The sequence below is a fragment of the Sphingomonas silueang genome (assembly GCF_040049155.1).
GTDB lineage: Bacteria > Pseudomonadota > Alphaproteobacteria > Sphingomonadales > Sphingomonadaceae > Sphingomonas > Sphingomonas silueang.
This window is the reverse complement of the sequence record NZ_JBDZDK010000020.1, coordinates 46,290-62,923: the sequence shown is the minus strand read 5'-3', so window position 1 is coordinate 62,923 and position 16,634 is coordinate 46,290. Positions and strand designations below refer to the sequence as shown.

At 71.2% G+C, this 16,634-nt stretch carries 17 protein-coding genes; 13 read left to right on the top strand and 4 right to left on the bottom strand.

The window, feature by feature from the left end:
* Positions 1 to 89: 89 nt before the first annotated feature.
* Together ABLE43_RS16510 and ABLE43_RS16505 are read right to left on the bottom strand one after the other, a co-directional pair.
* Complete coding sequence (locus ABLE43_RS16510) at positions 90 to 1,889, bottom strand: hypothetical protein (RefSeq protein ID WP_348979478.1); 1,800 nt, start codon at positions 1,887 to 1,889, stop codon at positions 90 to 92.
* Positions 1,870 to 2,007, bottom strand: a complete 138-nt coding sequence (locus tag ABLE43_RS16505; protein WP_348979477.1) for a hypothetical protein — start codon at positions 2,005 to 2,007, stop codon at positions 1,870 to 1,872. Before ABLE43_RS16505 ends, ABLE43_RS16510 begins: the two co-directional genes overlap by 20 nt.
* 88 nt (positions 2,008 to 2,095) lie before the next feature.
* Here ABLE43_RS16505 and ABLE43_RS16500 point away from each other — a divergent pair, with 88 nt between their 5' ends.
* The 4 genes from ABLE43_RS16500 to ABLE43_RS16485 are packed head-to-tail and all read left to right on the top strand — an operon-like array spanning position 2,096 to position 5,120.
* A complete protein-coding gene (locus tag ABLE43_RS16500) occupies positions 2,096 to 2,653 on the top strand; it encodes a shikimate kinase (protein ID WP_348979476.1) in 558 nt (185 codons plus the stop codon).
* Positions 2,650 to 3,750: a 3-dehydroquinate synthase gene (aroB, locus tag ABLE43_RS16495; protein WP_348979475.1), complete on the top strand. Its 1,101-nt coding sequence runs from the start codon at positions 2,650 to 2,652 to the stop codon at positions 3,748 to 3,750. The genes ABLE43_RS16500 and aroB overlap by 4 nt, the downstream gene beginning before the upstream one ends.
* Complete coding sequence (locus tag ABLE43_RS16490) at positions 3,750 to 3,914, top strand: DUF2256 domain-containing protein (RefSeq protein WP_348979474.1); 165 nt, start codon at positions 3,750 to 3,752, stop codon at positions 3,912 to 3,914. The genes aroB and ABLE43_RS16490 overlap by 1 nt, the downstream gene beginning before the upstream one ends.
* A 51-nt stretch (positions 3,915 to 3,965) precedes the next feature.
* The gene (locus tag ABLE43_RS16485) at positions 3,966 to 5,120 is read left to right on the top strand and encodes a diguanylate cyclase domain-containing protein (RefSeq protein ID WP_348979473.1); all 1,155 of its coding nucleotides are present in this window, start codon (positions 3,966 to 3,968) and stop codon (positions 5,118 to 5,120) included.
* A gap of 2 nt (positions 5,121 to 5,122) precedes the next feature.
* On the opposite strand, the gene ABLE43_RS16480 is transcribed toward ABLE43_RS16485, so the two are convergent.
* Complete coding sequence (locus ABLE43_RS16480; protein WP_348979472.1) at positions 5,123 to 5,527, bottom strand: hypothetical protein; 405 nt, start codon at positions 5,525 to 5,527, stop codon at positions 5,123 to 5,125.
* Positions 5,528 to 5,637: 110 nt separating this feature from the next.
* On the opposite strand from ABLE43_RS16480, the gene ABLE43_RS16475 reads away from it, so the two are divergent.
* From ABLE43_RS16475 to lexA, 6 genes are all read left to right on the top strand, one after another.
* The gene (locus ABLE43_RS16475; protein ID WP_348979471.1) at positions 5,638 to 6,210 is read left to right on the top strand and encodes an anthranilate synthase component II; all 573 of its coding nucleotides are present in this window, start codon (positions 5,638 to 5,640) and stop codon (positions 6,208 to 6,210) included.
* A complete protein-coding gene (gene trpD / locus ABLE43_RS16470) occupies positions 6,207 to 7,199 on the top strand; it encodes an anthranilate phosphoribosyltransferase (protein WP_348979470.1) in 993 nt (330 codons plus the stop codon). The genes ABLE43_RS16475 and trpD overlap by 4 nt, the downstream gene beginning before the upstream one ends.
* Positions 7,196 to 7,972, top strand: coding sequence for an indole-3-glycerol phosphate synthase TrpC (gene trpC / locus ABLE43_RS16465; protein WP_348979469.1), 777 nt, complete (start codon positions 7,196 to 7,198; stop codon positions 7,970 to 7,972). The genes trpD and trpC overlap by 4 nt, the downstream gene beginning before the upstream one ends.
* Positions 7,969 to 8,436 carry a cyclic pyranopterin monophosphate synthase MoaC gene (gene moaC, locus ABLE43_RS16460; protein ID WP_348979468.1) on the top strand — a complete coding sequence of 156 codons (468 nt, stop codon included), beginning with the start codon at positions 7,969 to 7,971 and terminating at the stop codon, positions 8,434 to 8,436. Before trpC ends, moaC begins: the two co-directional genes overlap by 4 nt.
* Positions 8,437 to 8,600: 164 nt before the next feature.
* On the top strand, positions 8,601 to 9,779 hold the full coding sequence (locus tag ABLE43_RS16455; RefSeq protein ID WP_348979467.1) for a molybdopterin molybdotransferase MoeA: 1,179 nt from the start codon (positions 8,601 to 8,603) through the stop codon (positions 9,777 to 9,779).
* Between the two features lie 53 nt (positions 9,780 to 9,832).
* Entirely contained in the window at positions 9,833 to 10,501 is a 669-nt protein-coding gene (gene lexA, locus ABLE43_RS16450) for a transcriptional repressor LexA (protein WP_348979466.1), read from the top strand.
* A gap of 195 nt (positions 10,502 to 10,696) precedes the next feature.
* On the opposite strand, the gene ABLE43_RS16445 is transcribed toward lexA, so the two are convergent.
* Complete coding sequence (locus tag ABLE43_RS16445) at positions 10,697 to 12,808, bottom strand: alpha-glucuronidase family glycosyl hydrolase (protein ID WP_348979465.1); 2,112 nt, start codon at positions 12,806 to 12,808, stop codon at positions 10,697 to 10,699.
* Positions 12,809 to 12,924: 116 nt separating this feature from the next.
* Between ABLE43_RS16445 and ABLE43_RS16440 the strand changes: the two genes are divergently transcribed.
* Genes ABLE43_RS16440 through ABLE43_RS16430 form a run of 3 tightly spaced genes read left to right on the top strand, consistent with a single transcriptional unit; the run spans position 12,925 to position 16,633 of the window.
* Positions 12,925 to 14,244, top strand: coding sequence for an MFS transporter (locus ABLE43_RS16440; protein WP_348979464.1), 1,320 nt, complete (start codon positions 12,925 to 12,927; stop codon positions 14,242 to 14,244).
* Positions 14,241 to 15,392, top strand: a complete 1,152-nt coding sequence (locus ABLE43_RS16435) for an endo-1,4-beta-xylanase (protein ID WP_348979463.1) — start codon at positions 14,241 to 14,243, stop codon at positions 15,390 to 15,392. The genes ABLE43_RS16440 and ABLE43_RS16435 overlap by 4 nt, the downstream gene beginning before the upstream one ends.
* A gap of 26 nt (positions 15,393 to 15,418) precedes the next feature.
* Positions 15,419 to 16,633 (top strand): flavin monoamine oxidase family protein, encoded by a 1,215-nt coding sequence (locus ABLE43_RS16430; RefSeq protein WP_348979462.1) that lies wholly within the window; start codon positions 15,419 to 15,421, stop codon positions 16,631 to 16,633.
* The last annotated feature ends 1 nt before the right edge of the window (position 16,634 follow it).

The window sequence follows — 16,634 nt, the reverse complement described above, 5'->3', positions numbered from 1 at the left end:
GGCATCCATAGCCGCTACCCGTCCGGCTCCAGCCGCCACCTCGGCGCATATGGATTCCCGCCTGCGCGGAAATGACGGCGGTAACGGCATCACCCCCGCGCGATCGCTTCCGCGGCGATCATCCGCGCCTCGCCCTCGCGGCCCGCCGCGCGCAGGGCGGCGACGATGTGGAACAGCGCCTCGGGCCCGACCCCGCGCCAGTCGCGCGTCTGCATGCCGACCGCCGCCAGCAGCAGCACGGTGCCCGCCTCGCCGTTCACCCCGGCGGTGTCGATCGCGTCGGTCCATGCATTGCGCGCGCCGATCGCGACATTCAGGTCGCTCGCAAGGCCCCGTATCTCGCCCTGCGGCAACCGCCCCAGCCCGGCCAGCCCGGCGAACAGCAACGCGCCCTTGCGCGCATCGCGCCCGGCATAGTCCGACACCGCGCCCGCCCGCACCGTCCGCCCGACCGGATCGGCCAGCGCGAGCATCGCCCAGCCGTCGCTGCCCGCCGCGGCCACCGATGCCCAGCGCATCGCGGGCAGGTCCAGCCCGGCGGTCAGCATCGATGCGATCAGCGCATCGGCATCCTCGGCATGTGCCGCGACCGGCGCGATCATCGCCGCCGCGCGCGCGGTCAGCACCCGCCGGGCGTAGCCCGCCTGCCCCTCGACACCCCACAACTGGCGGAGCATCGCCATCCGGTCTGCGTCGTTGCCCGCAAACGCCGTGCGCAGGTCGCTCGACAGCGCGGTCTGCGCGCTGGTCGCATCCTCGTCGAGGCCGAGCTGGGCATAGAGATCGACCAGCGCCGCGCTTGACAGCACGCCCTGCGCCGCCGCCAGATCGGCATCGGCCAGCCGCGCGCCGGGCGCGTACTGCGGCGCGGTGGCATGCCAATAGCGTACCTGCGGCCCCGCCGTGTCGAACAGCGGGCCCGGCACCTCGGTCGCGGCGGCGGCGGCAAGGCCGTAGCGCCATGCGCTCAGCCGATCCACGCCGTCCCATTCGATCGTCACCGCGCGGCGGCCCTGCGCGCCCGCGCCGACGATCTGCTCGGCCAGCGCCACGTCGATCGCGCCGCCGCCGGGCGCCTGTCGCCGGGCCTGGTCGATGATCCGCCCCGCCTCGCGCGCCTCGCCCGACAGGCCGAGGCACATCGCATTGGCCAGCCGCCAGCCGCGTTCGTTGGAGACGGTAAGCGCATCGTCGACCAGCGGGCACAAGCCCCCCGGATCGCCGGTCGCCAGCATCGCCTGCATCGCGATCTGGTAGAGCTTGGGCGTGTAGTTGTCGGTATCGACCGACTGGACCAACGCGCGGGCGGCAGGCGCCTCGCCCATGCGCAGCAGCAGCCACGCCCGCTCGGCGGCGAAGTCCGCGCCGCCCACCTGTACGGGCGTCGTCACCCCGGCGGCCAGCACCCGGCGCAGCGCGATCGACAGCCAGCGCGAGGCGACCGGCGCGTCGAGCGAGCGCATCAGCCGCTCCAGCCACGGCCCCGGCGCGCCACCGAACGCATCGGCGCCGAACGCCGCCCCGGCCTCCCCCGCAATGCCCACCTGACCCAGCGAGCGGCGGGCGATGGCGGGCAGTTCATAGTCGCGCAGCGCCTGCGCATCGACCGGGGTCGGCGTCGGCGTCGCGGTGGGGGTCGCGCCCGGAAGCGGCGGCAGGGCGGGATCGGTCGGCAGCGGCTGCACGATCGGCGCGGACGGCGCGAAGCCCGGCACCCCCGGCTGCGTCGCCGAAGGGCGCGGCGTCGGCGTGGGCGACGGGGCGGGTGTATCGCCGAAGCCGGGCGGCAGCAGCGATTCGGGCACGTCCTGCCCGATCGCGGGCACGCCGACGATCAGCGCCGCCGCCGCGACGCCGATCCGCCAGCGATCAGTTCGCGAGATTTTCAAGCGCGACCGCCTTTTCCACCTGCACCGGCTGCCGCTCGGTCGAACGGCCCGCCAGCAGGAACATCGCCGCGACCAGCGCGACAAGGACGACGACAAGGACTAGAAGCGAACGCGACATGGATCAGATCGTCCCGAAACAGGGGAAAGTGAAGGCAGCGACGCGCCTTTTGCCCGATGGGCGGGGCGGCTGTATAGCCCCCGGTGCAATGCTGCAAACCCACGACTCCCTTGACCCCCCGCCGCCGCCGCCCCGCTGGTCGGGCAAGCCGATCGTCCTCGTCGGGCTGATGGGCGTCGGCAAGTCCACCGTCGGCCGCCGTCTGGCGCAGCGGATGAAGCTGGATTTCGTCGATGCCGACAACGAGATCGAACATGCCGCGGGCATGACCATCGCCGAGATCTTCGAGCGGTTCGGCGAATCGCATTTCCGTGACGGCGAACGCCGCGTCATCGCGCGGCTGATCGACGGGCGGCCCAAGATCATCGCCACCGGCGGCGGCGCGTTCATGCAGGACGAGACACGCGCGCTGATCCTCGATCAGGCGCTGGCGATCTGGCTCGACGCCAGTCCCGACGTGCTGGCCGACCGGGTGCGCCGCCGCGACACCCGCCCGCTGCTGCGCGGCAAGGACCCGCGCAAGGTGCTGGCCGACCTCGCCAAGGTGCGCAACCCGGTCTATGCGCTGGCCCCGATCCGCGTCGTGAGCCAGCACGCGCCGCACGACGCCACCGTCTCCGCCATATTGAAAGCCATCGGCCAATGACCGTCATCCCCGTTTCACTTGGGGTCCGCAGCTACGACATCGTGATCGAGGACGGGGTGCTCGCGCGTGCCGGGGAGCACCTTGCCCCCATCGCGCGCGGGCGGCGGATGGTGATCGTGGCCGATGCGAACGTCGGCCAGCACCTGGCGACGCTGCGGGCGTCGCTCGCGGCGTCGAGCGTGGCGAGCGAGGCGATCGAAATCCCGGCGGGCGAGGGGTCCAAGAGCTGGGCGACGCTCGAACGGCTGCTCGATTCGCTCCTCGCGCTCGGCGTCGAGCGCGGCGACCATCTCGTCGCGCTGGGCGGCGGGGTGATCGGCGACCTCGTCGGCTTCGCCGCCGCGATCCTGAAGCGCGGCTGCGGCTTCGTGCAGGTGCCCACCACGCTGCTCGCACAGGTCGATTCGTCGGTCGGCGGCAAGACCGGCATCAACACCCGCGCGGGCAAGAACCTCGTCGGCGCGTTCCACCAGCCCGCGCTCGTCCTGATCGATCCGCAGACGCTCGACACGCTGCCGCCGCGCGAAGTCCGCGCGGGCTATGCCGAGGTCGTGAAATACGGGCTGATCGACGATCCCGATTTCTTCGCATGGTGCGAGGCGCACGGGGGCGAATTGCTGGCGGGCGATCCGGCGGCGCGCGCGCACGCCATCGCGCGATCGGTCGCGGCCAAGGCGCGGATCGTCGGTGAGGACGAGCGCGAGACGTCGGGCAGGCGCGCGTTGCTCAACCTCGGCCATACCTTCGGCCATGCGCTGGAGGCGGAGGCCGGGTTCGACGGATCGCTGCTGCACGGCGAGGGCGTGGCGGCGGGCATGGCGCTCGCCTTCGCCTTTTCGGCGGAACAGGGACTGTGCGATCCGGCGGATGCCGAACGGGTCGCCGCCCACCTGCGCGCCAGCGGCCTGCCCGACGGCCTCGCCGCCGCCGGGATCGCGGCATCGGGCGCGACGCTGGTCGGCCACATGCTCCACGACAAGAAGCGCGAGGGCGGCACCCTGCCCTTCCTGCTCGCGCGCAAGATCGGGCAGAGCTATCTCGACCGCTCGGTCGATCTGGGCGCGGTCGCCGCCTTCCTCGACGCGCAACCCCGCTGATGCCGCGCGGCGTCGCCAAGGCGAACCTGCCCACCAAGACCTGCCCGGTGTGCCAACGCCCCTTCGCATGGCGGAAGAAGTGGGAGCGTGACTGGGACAAGGTCGTCTATTGCTCCGAACGCTGCCGCCGCGGTGCGAAGGCCACGGGCATGCCGGGCGGTTAAGCGAATCGCAAGGTCTGCCTGCCACAAGGCAAGGTGGGAGGATCGCACGCCATGCAACGGTCGAGGGCACGTCTGGCGACTCGCAATCCGGTGCTCCGCTGGCTGACCGCGCCCGGCGCACCGGTCCGCGATGCGGCGCGGCCCGTCCTGCTCGGCGAACTCCTGTCCTCGCCGGTCGCGCTGTTCCTCGGGGCGAGCAACAGCCTGCTGGTGCTGACGGTCGCGTGGAACACGACCCACTGGCACGTGTTCCTCGCCTTCGCCGTCGTCGAACTGCTGCTGCTGGCGACGCGGGTCGGCGTGGTGCGGCACATCGCCCGCGTCCGCCGGGCAGGGGGCGTGCCCGCGATCGACGCCTCGGTGGTGCTGTCGATCCTGTGGTGCGGGTTGCAGGGCCTGGTAGCCTGCACCGTCATGCTGCGCGCCGAACCGGTGCTGATGATCGTGTCCGCCACGGTCGTGATGGGGCTGATCGCGCCGATCTGCGCGCGCAACTATGCCGCCCCGCGGCTGGCGATGCTGCTGGTCGCGCTGTGCGACCTGCCGTTCAAGGCGGGGGCGGTCGCATCGGGCATCCCGCTGCTGCTGACGCTGGTACCGATGATCGTGCCGTTCTTCATCGGCATCCTGTTCGTCCTGCGCAGCTTCAACCGCACGTTGATCGCCACGCTGGAGGCGGAGGAGGCCAATCGCCACCTCGCGCGGCACGATGCGCTGACCGGGCTGCTCAACCGCCACGGGCTGGACGAGGCGCTCGCGCGGCTGCCCGTCGCGGCGGAGCATGCGATGGCGGTGCTCTGCGTCGATCTCGACGGGTTCAAGGCGGTGAACGACCGGCTCGGCCATGCGGCGGGCGACCGGGTGCTGGCCGGGGTCGCCGACCGGCTTCGCGCGGCGGCGGGCCCCGACGATATCGTCGCACGGCTGGGCGGCGACGAGTTCATGATCGTCGTGCGCCGCCGCATGCCCGCCGCGATCGAGGCGTTCGCCGCGACGCTGATCGACCGGATCGCCGCGCTGCCCTTCGCGGTCGACGACGGCCAGCGCGCACGGATCGGGGCCAGCCTCGGCTATGCCTGTTTCCCGGAAGACGGCGCGACCGCCGCCGAACTGCGCGTCCGCGCCGATGCCGCGCTCTATGCCGCGAAGGAAGGCGGCAAGGGCATCGGCCTGCGCTATGTCCCCTCGATCGGCAGCGCCGCCTGACCTCAGGGCACGTCGCTGTTCTGCGCCTGCATCTGCCGCCGCTCGGCGAACCACTGGCGCAGCATCGCCTGGGTGCAGCCGGTCTGCCCGCCGTCGCCGACCGGGGAACAGCTGTTGGGCCGCCCGATCCGCGCCGCCTCCATCGCGACGTCGGCGCGGGCCGCCCAGCTCGCATCGGCGCTCGCCTGCGACGGCTGGTCGCGGAAGCGTTTGGGGATGCGGTAGCGTTCGTTCTCGCCCATGCGCGCGCACACCACGATCTCGTCGGGGTCGCGCGGCTTGGGGCAGGCTTCCTCGCCATAGACGGTGGCGTTGCGCACCCGCTGCGGCGGCGGCTCGGGCGCGTCCTGCGCCAGCACCGGGCCGGTCGCCGCCAGTGCCATCCCCGCCAACATTACCCACCGCATCGCCGTTCTCCTCGTGCCGCCACTTGAGCGACGCCTTCGATTAGCCGGACATGAACGCACCAAAGTTTCGCGATGTTGCACCCGCGCCACGGGACGCTATGGCGGGGGGCATGATCCTCGTCATCGACAATTACGACAGCTTCACCTGGAACCTCGTCCATTATCTGATGGAGCTGGGCGCCGAGGTGCTGGTCGAGCGCAACGACGCGCTGACCGCCGCCGAGGCGTTGGCGAGCGGGGCCGACGCGCTGCTGATCTCGCCGGGCCCGTGCACCCCGAACGAGGCGGGGGTGTCGCTCGACCTCGTGGCGGCCTGTGCCGAGGCGCGACGCCCGCTGCTCGGCGTATGCCTCGGCCATCAGGCGATCGGCCAGCATTTCGGGGGCAAGGTGGTGCGCGGCGGGCTGATGCACGGCAAGACCTGCCCGGTCGAGCATGACGGGACCGGCATGTTCGCGGGCCTGCCCTCGCCCTTCACCGCGACGCGCTATCACTCGCTGATCGTCACCGACGTGCCCGATTGCCTCGCGGTCAACGCGACCGCCGCGGACGCCAGCGTCATGGGCTTCCGCCACCGCACCCTGCCGATCCACGGCGTGCAGTTCCACCCGGAAAGCATCGCCACCGAACACGGCCACGCCATGCTCGCCAATTTCCTGAAGGACGCCGGGGTGCGCGCATGACCACCACGGCGCTGCTGCCCGATCCCGCGACGCCGCTCAGCCACGAAAGCGCGGCGGAAGCCTTCGCCGCGATCCTCGACGGCACCGTCCCGGACGACGCCATCGCCGCCTTCCTGATCTCGCTGACGACACGGGGCGAGACGAGCATCGAGATCGCCGAGGCCGCCCGTGCGCTGCGCGCCCGGATGATCCCGATCCATGCGCCTGACGGGGCGATCGACGTCTGCGGCACCGGCGGCGACGGGCATCATACCCTGAACGTCTCCACCGCCGTCAGCCTCGTCGTCGCGGCATCCGGCGTGCCCGTCGCCAAGCACGGCAACCGCGCCGCCTCCAGCAAGGCGGGCGCGGCGGACACGCTGGAGGCGCTCGGCCTCGACATGGCGCGCGCCGGGGCCATGGCGGAGGCGACGCTCGCCGACCTCGGCATCGCCTTCCTCTTCGCCGCCAACCACCACCCGGCGATGAAGCGCATCACCCCCATCCGCCAGCGGATCGGGCGGCGCACCATCTTCAACCTGATGGGGCCGCTCGCCAATCCGGCGCGCGTCACCCGCCAGCTGATCGGCATCGCCCGCCCCGATTACGCGACCGTCTATGCCGAGGCGATGGAACTGCTGGGTGCCGAAACCGCGCTGATCGTGTCGGGCGAGGAAGGGCTGGACGAGATTTCCGGCGCGGGGCCGACGATCGTGGTGCCGGTCGGCATGCCGCTCGCCGATCGCATCGCGCCCGAGGACGCCGGGCTGCCGCGCCATCCGATCAGCGCGATCCGGGGCGGCGACGCCGCGCACAACGCGCTGGCGCTGCGGCGGCTGTTGCGGGGCGAGGCCGGTGCGTATCGCGACGCGGTGCTGCTCAACGCCGCCGCCGCGCTGCTGATCGCGGGCACCGCCGCCGACCTTGCCGAAGGGGCGGAGCGCGCCGCCGACACGATCGACAGCGGGGCCGCCGACCGGCTGCTCGACCAATGGATCGCCTATTCATGACGATGCTCGACACCATCCTCGCGACCAAGCGTGCCGAGGTGGCCGAACGGTCCGCCCGCGCGTCCTTCGCCGACCTCGACGCCCGCGCCGCCGCACAGAGCCGCCCACGCGGCTTCCGCGCCGCGCTCGATGCGGCGCCGGGCCATGCGCTGATCGCCGAGATCAAGAAGGCCAGCCCGTCCAAGGGGCTGATCCGCGCGGACTTCGATCCGCCCGCCCATGCCCGCGCCTATGCCGCGGGCGGTGCCGCCTGCCTCTCGGTCCTGACCGACGTGCAGTATTTCCAGGGGGCCGACGATTATCTGGTCGCGGCGCGCTCGGCATGCGACCTGCCGGTGCTGCGCAAGGACTTCAACGTCGATCCGTGGCAGGTGGCCGAGGCGCGGTCGCTCGGGGCCGACGCCATCCTCATCATCGTCGCCGCCCTGTCCGACAGCCAGATGGCGGAGATCGAGGCGGCGGCGATCGAGCGCGGCATGGACGTGCTGGTCGAGGTCCACGACCGCGCCGAGCTGGACCGCGCGCTGGCGCTCAAGTCGCGGCTGATCGGGGTCAACAACCGCAATCTCAAGGACTTCACGGTCAGCTTCGACCGGACCTATGAACTGGTCGCCCATGCGCCTGCGGGCTGCACCTTCGTCGCCGAGAGCGGCCTGACCGCGCGCGCCGACCTCGACGCGATGGCCGCGCACGGCGTCCGCTGCTTCCTGATCGGCGAGGCGCTGATGCGCCATGCCGATGTCGAGGGTGCGACGCGGGCGATGATCGGATGAGCCTGACCCATCTCGACGCTGAGGGCAACGCGCACATGGTCGATGTCGGGGCCAAGGCGGTGACGCAGCGGCTGGCCGTCGCCACCGGGCGGATCACCCTGTCGACGGAGGCGCTGGACGCGATCCGGGGCGGGCTGGTCCAGAAGGGCGACGTGCTGGCGGTCGCGCGCGTCGCCGGGATCATGGCGGCCAAGCGCACCAGCGACCTGATCCCGCTGTGCCATCCGCTGCCGCTGACGAAAGTATCGATCGACTTCGGCTTCGAGGAGGGCGCGATCCGGGTGACGGCGACGGCGGCGACCGCGGGCCGGACCGGGGTGGAAATGGAAGCGCTTACCGCCGCTTCCGCGACGCTCCTCACCATCTATGACATGGCCAAGGCGATCGACAAGGCGATGGTGATCGAGGGCGTGTGCCTGCTGGAGAAGCGCGGCGGCAAGTCGGGCGACTGGGTGCGCGGGTGAGCGGCGGTTGGTAGCACTCCGGATCGACCTGCCTCGTACCCCGGCGGATGCCGGGGTCCAGTTGGAGGCCGGATGTATTACAGAATCGACCTTACCCAACTGGACCCCGGTCTGCGCCGGGGTACGGCACAAGTGACGAAATCCAACCCGATAAAGGCCACGCCATGACCCTGCTCCCCGTCGCCGAGGCCCAGGCGCGCGTCCTGTCCCTCGGCCGCCCCCTTCAAACCGAAACGATCGCTATCGCCGACGCCATCGGTCGCTACACCGCCGCCGATGTGGTGGCGCTGCGCACCCAGCCCGCGCGCCCGCTGTCGGCGATGGACGGCTATGCCATCGCCTTCGACGACCTGCCCGGCCCATGGGAGGTGATCGGCGAATCCGCTGCCGGAGCCTCGTTCGGCGGCACCGTCGCTCCCGGACAGGCCACCCGCATCTTCACCGGCGCGGCCATGCCCCCCGGCACCGACTGCGTACTGGTGCAGGAGGAAGCCGCGCGCGACGGCGACCGGCTGCTGCTCGCGGGTGAAGGCCCGGTGCGCGGAGGCAACGTCCGCCGCGCCGGGCTGGACTTCCGCGAAGGCGACATATTGATCGCAGCGGGCGAGCGCATCACCCCGGCCCGCGCCGCGGTGGCCGCGATCGGCGGGCATGGGACGCTGAACGTCGGGCGGCGGGTGCGCGTCGCCATCGCCGCCACCGGCGACGAACTGGTCCCGGCGGGAAGCGCGATCGGCCCCGACCAGCTGCCCGAAACCAACTGCCTGATGCTGGCCGGGCTGCTCGCCGACCTGCCGGTCGAGCGGGTCGACATGGGTATCCTGCCCGACCGGATCGACGCGCTGGAAGCCGCGTTCCGCAGCGTCGACGCCGACCTGCTGGTCACGACCGGCGGGGCGTCGGTCGGCGATCACGATCTGGTCAAGCCCGCCCTCGTCGCGGCGGGCGGCACCCTCGATTTCTGGCGGATCGCGCTCAGGCCGGGCAAGCCGATGCTCGCCGGGCGGCTGGGCGATGCGGCGGTGCTGGGGCTGCCGGGCAATCCGGTGTCGGCGTGCATCACCGCGCTGCTGTTCGTCCGCCCGCTGGTCGCGCGGATCGCCGGGGCCGCCGATCCGCTGCCCCGCCCGCTCACCGCCACCCTCGCCCATCCGCTCCCCCCCAACGGCGCGCGGCAGGACTATCTGCGCGCGACGCTGATCGACGGACAGGCATCGACCGCCGCGATCCAGGACAGTTCGATGCTGCGCACGCTGGCCCGGTCGGACTGCCTGATCGTCCGCGCCCCCCATGCCCCGGCGGCGGAGGCGGGCGACTCGGCGGAAATCCTGCAACTCGCTTGACGGCAAGAAAATCGTTTCCTATTGGTTCCACGTCTGTTCCGACGGAGGACTTTATGCTGACCCGTAAGCAGCACGAGCTGATCTGCTTCATCGACGACCGGCTGAAGGCGACCGGCGTTTCCCCCTCGTTCGAGGAGATGAAGGACGCGCTCGACCTGAAGTCCAAGTCGGGGGTCCATCGCCTCATCAGCGCGCTGGAGGAACGCGAGTTCATCCGCCGCCTGCCCAATCGTGCCCGCGCGCTGGAAGTGCTGCGCATGCCCGACCGCCCGGTCGCCGCTCCGGCGAAGAAGCCCGCGGCAAAGGTCGCGCCGCAGCGCGGCCTGCCCGCGCCCGCCAACGACGTGGTCGAACTGCCGCTGCACGGCCGCATCGCCGCCGGTCTGCCGATCGAGGCGATCGAGGGACAGGCGACGCTCCCCGTGCCCGCCGCGCTGCTGGGCGCGGGCGATCATTATGCGCTGGAAGTCGCGGGCGACTCGATGGTCGAGGCGGGGATCCTCGATGGCGACTATGCCCTCGTCCGCCGCACCGAAACCGCGCGCGACGGCGAGATCGTCGTGGCGCTGATCGAGGACAGCGAGGCGACGCTGAAATATTTCCGCCGCGAAGGGGCGATGATCCGGCTCGATCCCGCCAACCGCAGCTACGATCCGCAGCGCTATCGCCCCGAACAGGTGCGGGTGCAGGGCAAGCTCGCCGGGCTGCTGCGCCGCTACTGACCGCGGCGCATACCACGCATGCGTGTCTGATCCAGCAACGCTGGATCAGGGCGGTACCGGCCCGCTCCCCACCCGGCCACCCACAGCGTATCCTGGATGGGTGGCCGGGTGGGGGAGCGGGCCGGCACCGCTTCCACGCAAGTGGATCAGACCCTGGCGCAAACTTTGGGCCGGGATCGCGCCCGGCCCGTGCCGTCATTTGCCGTTCCCCGGTGCGTACGGGGTGCGGATCGCCTTGTAATAGCTGAGCGGCTGCGGCGGCGGCACCACGCCCGGCGGCAGCGGTCGGCCCGAAACCTCCGCGAAGTAAGCGATGCAGGCGTCGCGCCACCACTGCGCCTCGCCGCGCTGGATGGCGAGGAACTGGCCGACCTCGGCGAAGCGCTGCGGATCGACCTGTCCTTGCAGGCCCGCCCAGGTCGCCTGCATCGCCGCCACCTCGGCCACGCCCCGGTCATAGTGCGCGACCAGTTCCGCCCACAGCGTCCGCCCCGATGCCATCCGCCGGTCCCACGACACATGATGGAACCACAGCAGCAGCCGCTCCGGCACCCGGTCCGGATCGCCCCACATCTTCGCCAGCGCCGGGGCATATTGCGCCACCGCATCGCTGCCGGTGCGCGTCCGGTCGAAGCCGATGCCGCCGCGGTCGGCCTTGTGGAAATAGACCGGGTTCCAGTCCTCGCGCGGCAGGTCGTCCACCCATGGCCCCGGTCCGTAATGATGCCCGGTGGCGAACAGATGGTTGAGCCCCAGCGGCATCATGTAATTGACCACCGCCTCGCGCGACCGCAGCATCATGCCGACGATCGGCGTGGCCGGGGCCGGCCCCCAGGTCTGCGCCGCCCAGTCGTGCGCGATGTCCGCCGCCGACCCCTGCGGGTCCCACGCCAGCCGCCCGAAGGCGTACCAGTTGGCCTGGTCGAACTGCGATCCCGACCAGTTGCGATCGGTGCCGATGTTCGCCACCCCCGCCATGCCGGTCAGCCCGCCGGGCCGCGCCAGCACGTCGGCGACGGTCGTGCCCCGGCGCGGGCGGAACGTATCGCTCCGGAGCACCTCCTCCCACATCGTGCCGAGATAGGCGAGATGGGTCGCGAACCCCAGATATTCCTTGGTGATCTGCACTTCCATCATCAGCGGCGTGCGCGGCATCGCGCCGAACAGCTGGTGGAACGGCTCGCGCGGCTGGAAATCGATCGCGCCGTTCTTGACCTGCACGATCACATTGTCGGCGAAGCGGCCGTCGAGCGGCGCGAACTCGCTATAGGCCTGGCGCACCCGGTCCTCGGGCTTCTCGCTGGCATAGACGAACGCCCGCCACATCACGACGCCGCCGTGTGGCTTGAGCGCGGCGGCGAGCATGTTCGCGCCGTCGGCATGGGTGCGGTGATAGTCGCCCGGCCCCGGCTGCCCCTCCGAATTGGCCTTGACGAGGAAGCCGCCGAAATCGGGGATGCGGGCATAGATCTCGTCCGCCTTCGCCTTCCACCACGCCGCGACCTGCGGGTCGAGCGGGTCGGCGGTCTTCAGCCCGCCGATCTCGATCGGGGCGGAAAAGCGCGCCGACAGATAGACCCTGATCCCCCACGGACGGAAGATCGCGGCCAGCTTCTCGACCTTGGGCAGGAACGCCGGGGTGAGGATGTCGGCGCTGGCGTTGACGTTGTTCAGGACGGTTCCGTTGATCCCGATCGAGGCATTGGCGCGCGCGTAATCGGTATAGCGCGGGTCGTCAAAGCCGGGCAGCTTCTGCCAGTCCCACAGCGACCGCCCGGCATAGCCGCGCTCGACATAGCGATCGAGATTGTCCCAGTGGTTGAGCAGCCGCAATTGCAGCTTCGGCCGGTCGCGGATCGCCAGCGCGGCGGGCGACATGCCGGTCTGGAGTTCGCGCAGCAGGCGGAAGCTGCCGTAGAGGACGCCGACCGCTGCGTTGGCCGCGACCACCGTCACCCGCCGCCCGTCGATCGTGGCGGCGCGCACCACGAATCCCTCACGCCCGAGCCCGTCCAGCGGCAGGCGCAGCGCGGCGATGCGCGGCGAGCGCGGCGTGCCGATCACGACGCTGCCGTCACCGATCGCCGATTCGCCGACGCTCCGCGCCGCCATCTGCGACAGCCCGCGCACCAGTTCGGCGGCGGCGAGATCGATCGTCGGATCGCGCTCGTCGCGCACCACGCCGCGGACGCCCTGCGCCCCCGCCACCGGGCGATAGCGCAGCCACAGGTCATACCCGTCCTCGGCCCGCGCGGGCGTACTGCCCATGACACCGGCCAGTATCGCCAGCACCACCCATCTGAACATGCCGCATCCTCTTTTCATCCCGTCTGACCGACGGCGTTGACAGCGGCATAGCAGGAAGATCATGGTAGCGCTACCACAGCAAGACCACATCGCAGAATGTGGCGAGGGAGAGCCCGATGCACCTGAACCCGCCCGCACGCCCCCTGCCCGGCCTATCGCCGCCGCTTGCGAAGCCTGCGGGACGGGTACGCTGGATCGTCTGCGCGATGCTGTTCCTCGCGGTCGTGCTGTCGTACGTCGACCGGCTGGTGCTGGCGGTGCTGAAGCCCGACCTCGCGCAGACCTATGGCTGGTCGGAGACGGGCTATGCCGACCTCGCCTTCTATTTCCAGCTCGCCTATGGCCTCGCCTATGTCGTCGCCGGGCGGATCGTCGACCGGGTGGGGGCGAAGGCGGGCTATGCGCTGGCGATGATCGTGTGGACGATCGGCCATGTCCTCCACACCGCCTTCACCTCAACCAGCGGCATGATCCTCGCGCGGATGCCGCTGGCGGCGGGCGAGGCGGGCACCTTTCCCGCCGCGATCGCCGCGACCAACGAATGGTTTCCGAAGCGCGAGCGGGCGCTGGCGATCGGCATCTTCAATGCGGGATCGAACGTCGGCGCGATCCTGACGCCGCTGCTGGTGCCGTTCATCGTCGTGACGCTGGATCTCGGCTGGCGGGCGGCGTTCTGGATCACCGGCGCGCTGTCGCTGGTGTGGCTGGCGGCGTGGTTCGCCTTCTACCGCCGCCCGCGCGACAAGGCGTCGCTGACCCCCGAGGAGCTGGCGTGGATCGAGGCCGATCCGGTCGAGCCGCAGCGGCAGGTGCCGTGGCGGCGCATGTTCCGCATCCGCCAGACCTGGGCCTATATCGCCGGGCGGTTCCTGATCGATCCGGTATGGTGGACCTTCCTGTTCTGGCTGCCCGATTATTTCGCCCGGTCGTTCCACCTGTCGATGAAGGCGTTCGGCCCGCCGCTGATCGCGGTGTATCTGCTGGCAGATGTCGGGTCGGTGAGCGGCGGCTGGCTCAGCACCCGGCTGATCGGGCGCGGCATGTCGATCGGGCGCGGGCGCAAGACGGCGATGGTGTGCGCGGCGCTGTGCGCGGTGCCGATCGCCTTTGCCACCCATGCGCCCAGCATGTGGATCGCGGTCGCGCTGATCGGCCTTGCCTGTGCCGGGCATCAGGGGTTCTCGGCCAATCTCTATGCGCTGCCCGGCGACCTGTTCCCGCGCTGGATGGCGGGATCGGTGGTCGGGATCGGCGGGCTGGCGGGCGCGGTCGGCGGCATGTTGATGGCGAAATACGCCGGGCTGATCCTAGAGACGGTCGGCAGCTACCAGCCGATCTTCCTCGTCGCCGCCTTCGCCTATCTGATCGCGGTCGGCGTGATCCACCTGATCGTCCCCGACTATGCGCCCGTCGATGGCAGGGAGGTTGCCGCATGACCATGATCGACCGTCGCGGCGCGCTGATCGGCGGGGCCGCGTTGCTCACCGCCGCTGCGGCACCCGCCGCCCCCGCGCCCACGCTCAAGTCCGCCGCCGCCGTAGGTGGGCGGCGCTTCGGATCGGCCTTTACCTGGCGTCCGGCGGGGATCGACGCCGCGTCCTTCGCCAACCCCGCCTATGCCGCGATCCTGCGGCGCGACTGCACGGTGCTGGTGCCCGAGAACGAGATGAAGTGGCAGGCGCTGCGCCCCGCGCCGGACCGGTTCGATTTCGCCCGCTTCGATGCGATGGTCGACTGGGCGACGCGCAACGGCTTCGCGATGCGCGGGCATACGCTGCTCTGGGCCTATTCGCGCTGGTTCCCGCAGTGGCTCAACACCCACGGCTTCGGCACACGACCGGCGAGCGAGGCGGCGCGGGTGCTGACCAGCCATATCGATACCGTCACCCGCCGCTATGGCCGCCGGATCACCAGCTACGATGTGGTGAACGAAGCGGTCGATCCCGATACCGGCGACCTGCGCGTCACCTCGCTGTCGACCGCGATGGGCGGGACCGAGGCGGTACTCGACCTCGCCTTTCGCACCGCGCGCGCCGCCGCGCCGCATGCCGAGCTGGTCTACAACGACTATATGAGCTGGGAGGACGGCAACGAACGGCACCGCGCGGGCGTGCTGAAGCTGCTCGAGGGTTTCCGGAAGCGCGGCGTGCCGGTCGATGCGCTGGGGGTGCAGTCGCATATCGGGCTGTTCGCGCCGACGACCGATGCAGGCGCGCTGGCGAAGCGGCTGGAGCCGGAATGGCGGCGCTTCCTCGACGCGGTGGTCGCGATGGGATACCGGCTGGTCGTCACCGAGTTCGACGTGCGCGACAAGGGACTGCCGGTCGCGATCGGCCCGAGGGACCGGGGGGTGGCGGACTTCGCCCGCGCCTATCTCGCCGTCATGGTCTCCTATCCGCAGCTGGGCGACGTGCTCGCATGGGGGATGAGCGACCGCTACAGCTGGCTGCGCGGGTTCGAGCCGCGGGCGGACGGTGCCATCACCCGCGGCTGCCCCTATGACGAGCGCCTTGCCCCCAAGCCGCTGCGCGATGCGATGATCGCGGCGCTGGCCGACGGAACCCCGGCGACACCCCGCGCATAATAGGGATCGCCAGCGAAGGGACCGACATGCTCGACGTCGCCATCATCGGGGCCGGAGCCGCCGGGATCGGTGCCGCCCGCACGCTCCACGCCGCCGGGCGATCGATCGCCGTGGTCGAGGCGGGCGACCGGGTGGGCGGACGCGCGCATACGCTGGCGGTCGGCGGCATGGCGCTCGATCTGGGGTGCGGCTGGCTCCATTCGGCGGGGCGCAATCCGTGGGTCGGCATCGCCGAAGCGGCGGGCTTCGCGGTCGATCGCAGCCGCCCGGCATGGGGCAAACAGTATCGCGACCTCGGCTTCCCGCCCGGGGAACAGGCGGCGGCAGCGGCGGCGTTCGACCGGTTCGAGCAGCGGCTGCGCAACGATCCCCCGCCCGGCGACCGTGCCGCCGACGCACTGGAGCCGGGCGGGCGGTGGAACGCATGGCTGGACGCGATGTCGGGCTATATCAACGGGGCCGATCTCTCGGCGCTGTCGGTCAGCGACTATCTCGCCTATGACGAAGCCGCCACCGAAGACAACTGGCGGCTGCCCGACGGATACGGCGCGCTGGTCGCCGCCAGCCTGCCCCCGGTGCCGCTGCATCTGGCGAGTGCGGTACGGCGGGTCGAGGAGACGGCGAACGTCGTGCGGCTCCACACCGATCGCGGCACGATCGATGCCGGGGCGGTAATCGTCACCGTCTCCACCGCCGTGCTGGCGGCGGGCGGCGTCGCCCTGCCCCCGGCGTTCGACGATGCGATGCAGGCCGCGACCCGCCTGCCGCTGGGCCTTGCCGACAAGCTGTTCCTGCGCCTGCCCGAGGATCACGGAATCGACGCCGACAGCCATCTGCTCGGCAATCCGCACCTCGCCCGCACCGGCAGCTATTATCTCCGCCCGTTCGGTCGCGAAGTGATCGAATGCTTCTTCGGCGGCAGCGGCGCCCGCGCCCTGGAGGCGGAGGGACTGGACGGGGCGGCGGCGTTCGCCAAGGCCGAGCTGGGCGCATTGCTGGGGCGCAACCTCGCCGATCGCCTGACGCTGCTCGCCGGATCGGCATGGGGCAAGGCGGACGGCTTCGGCGGATCGTACAGCCATGCCTGTCCGGGCCATGCCGATGCCCGCGCCGTGCTGGCGATGCGGCGGCACGATCGCATCCTGATCGCGGGGGAAGCGACCTCGCCGACCGATTTCTCGACCGCCCACGGCGCGCTCCAGAGCGGGATCGCGGCGGCAGACGCATTGCTGGCGCGGTGAC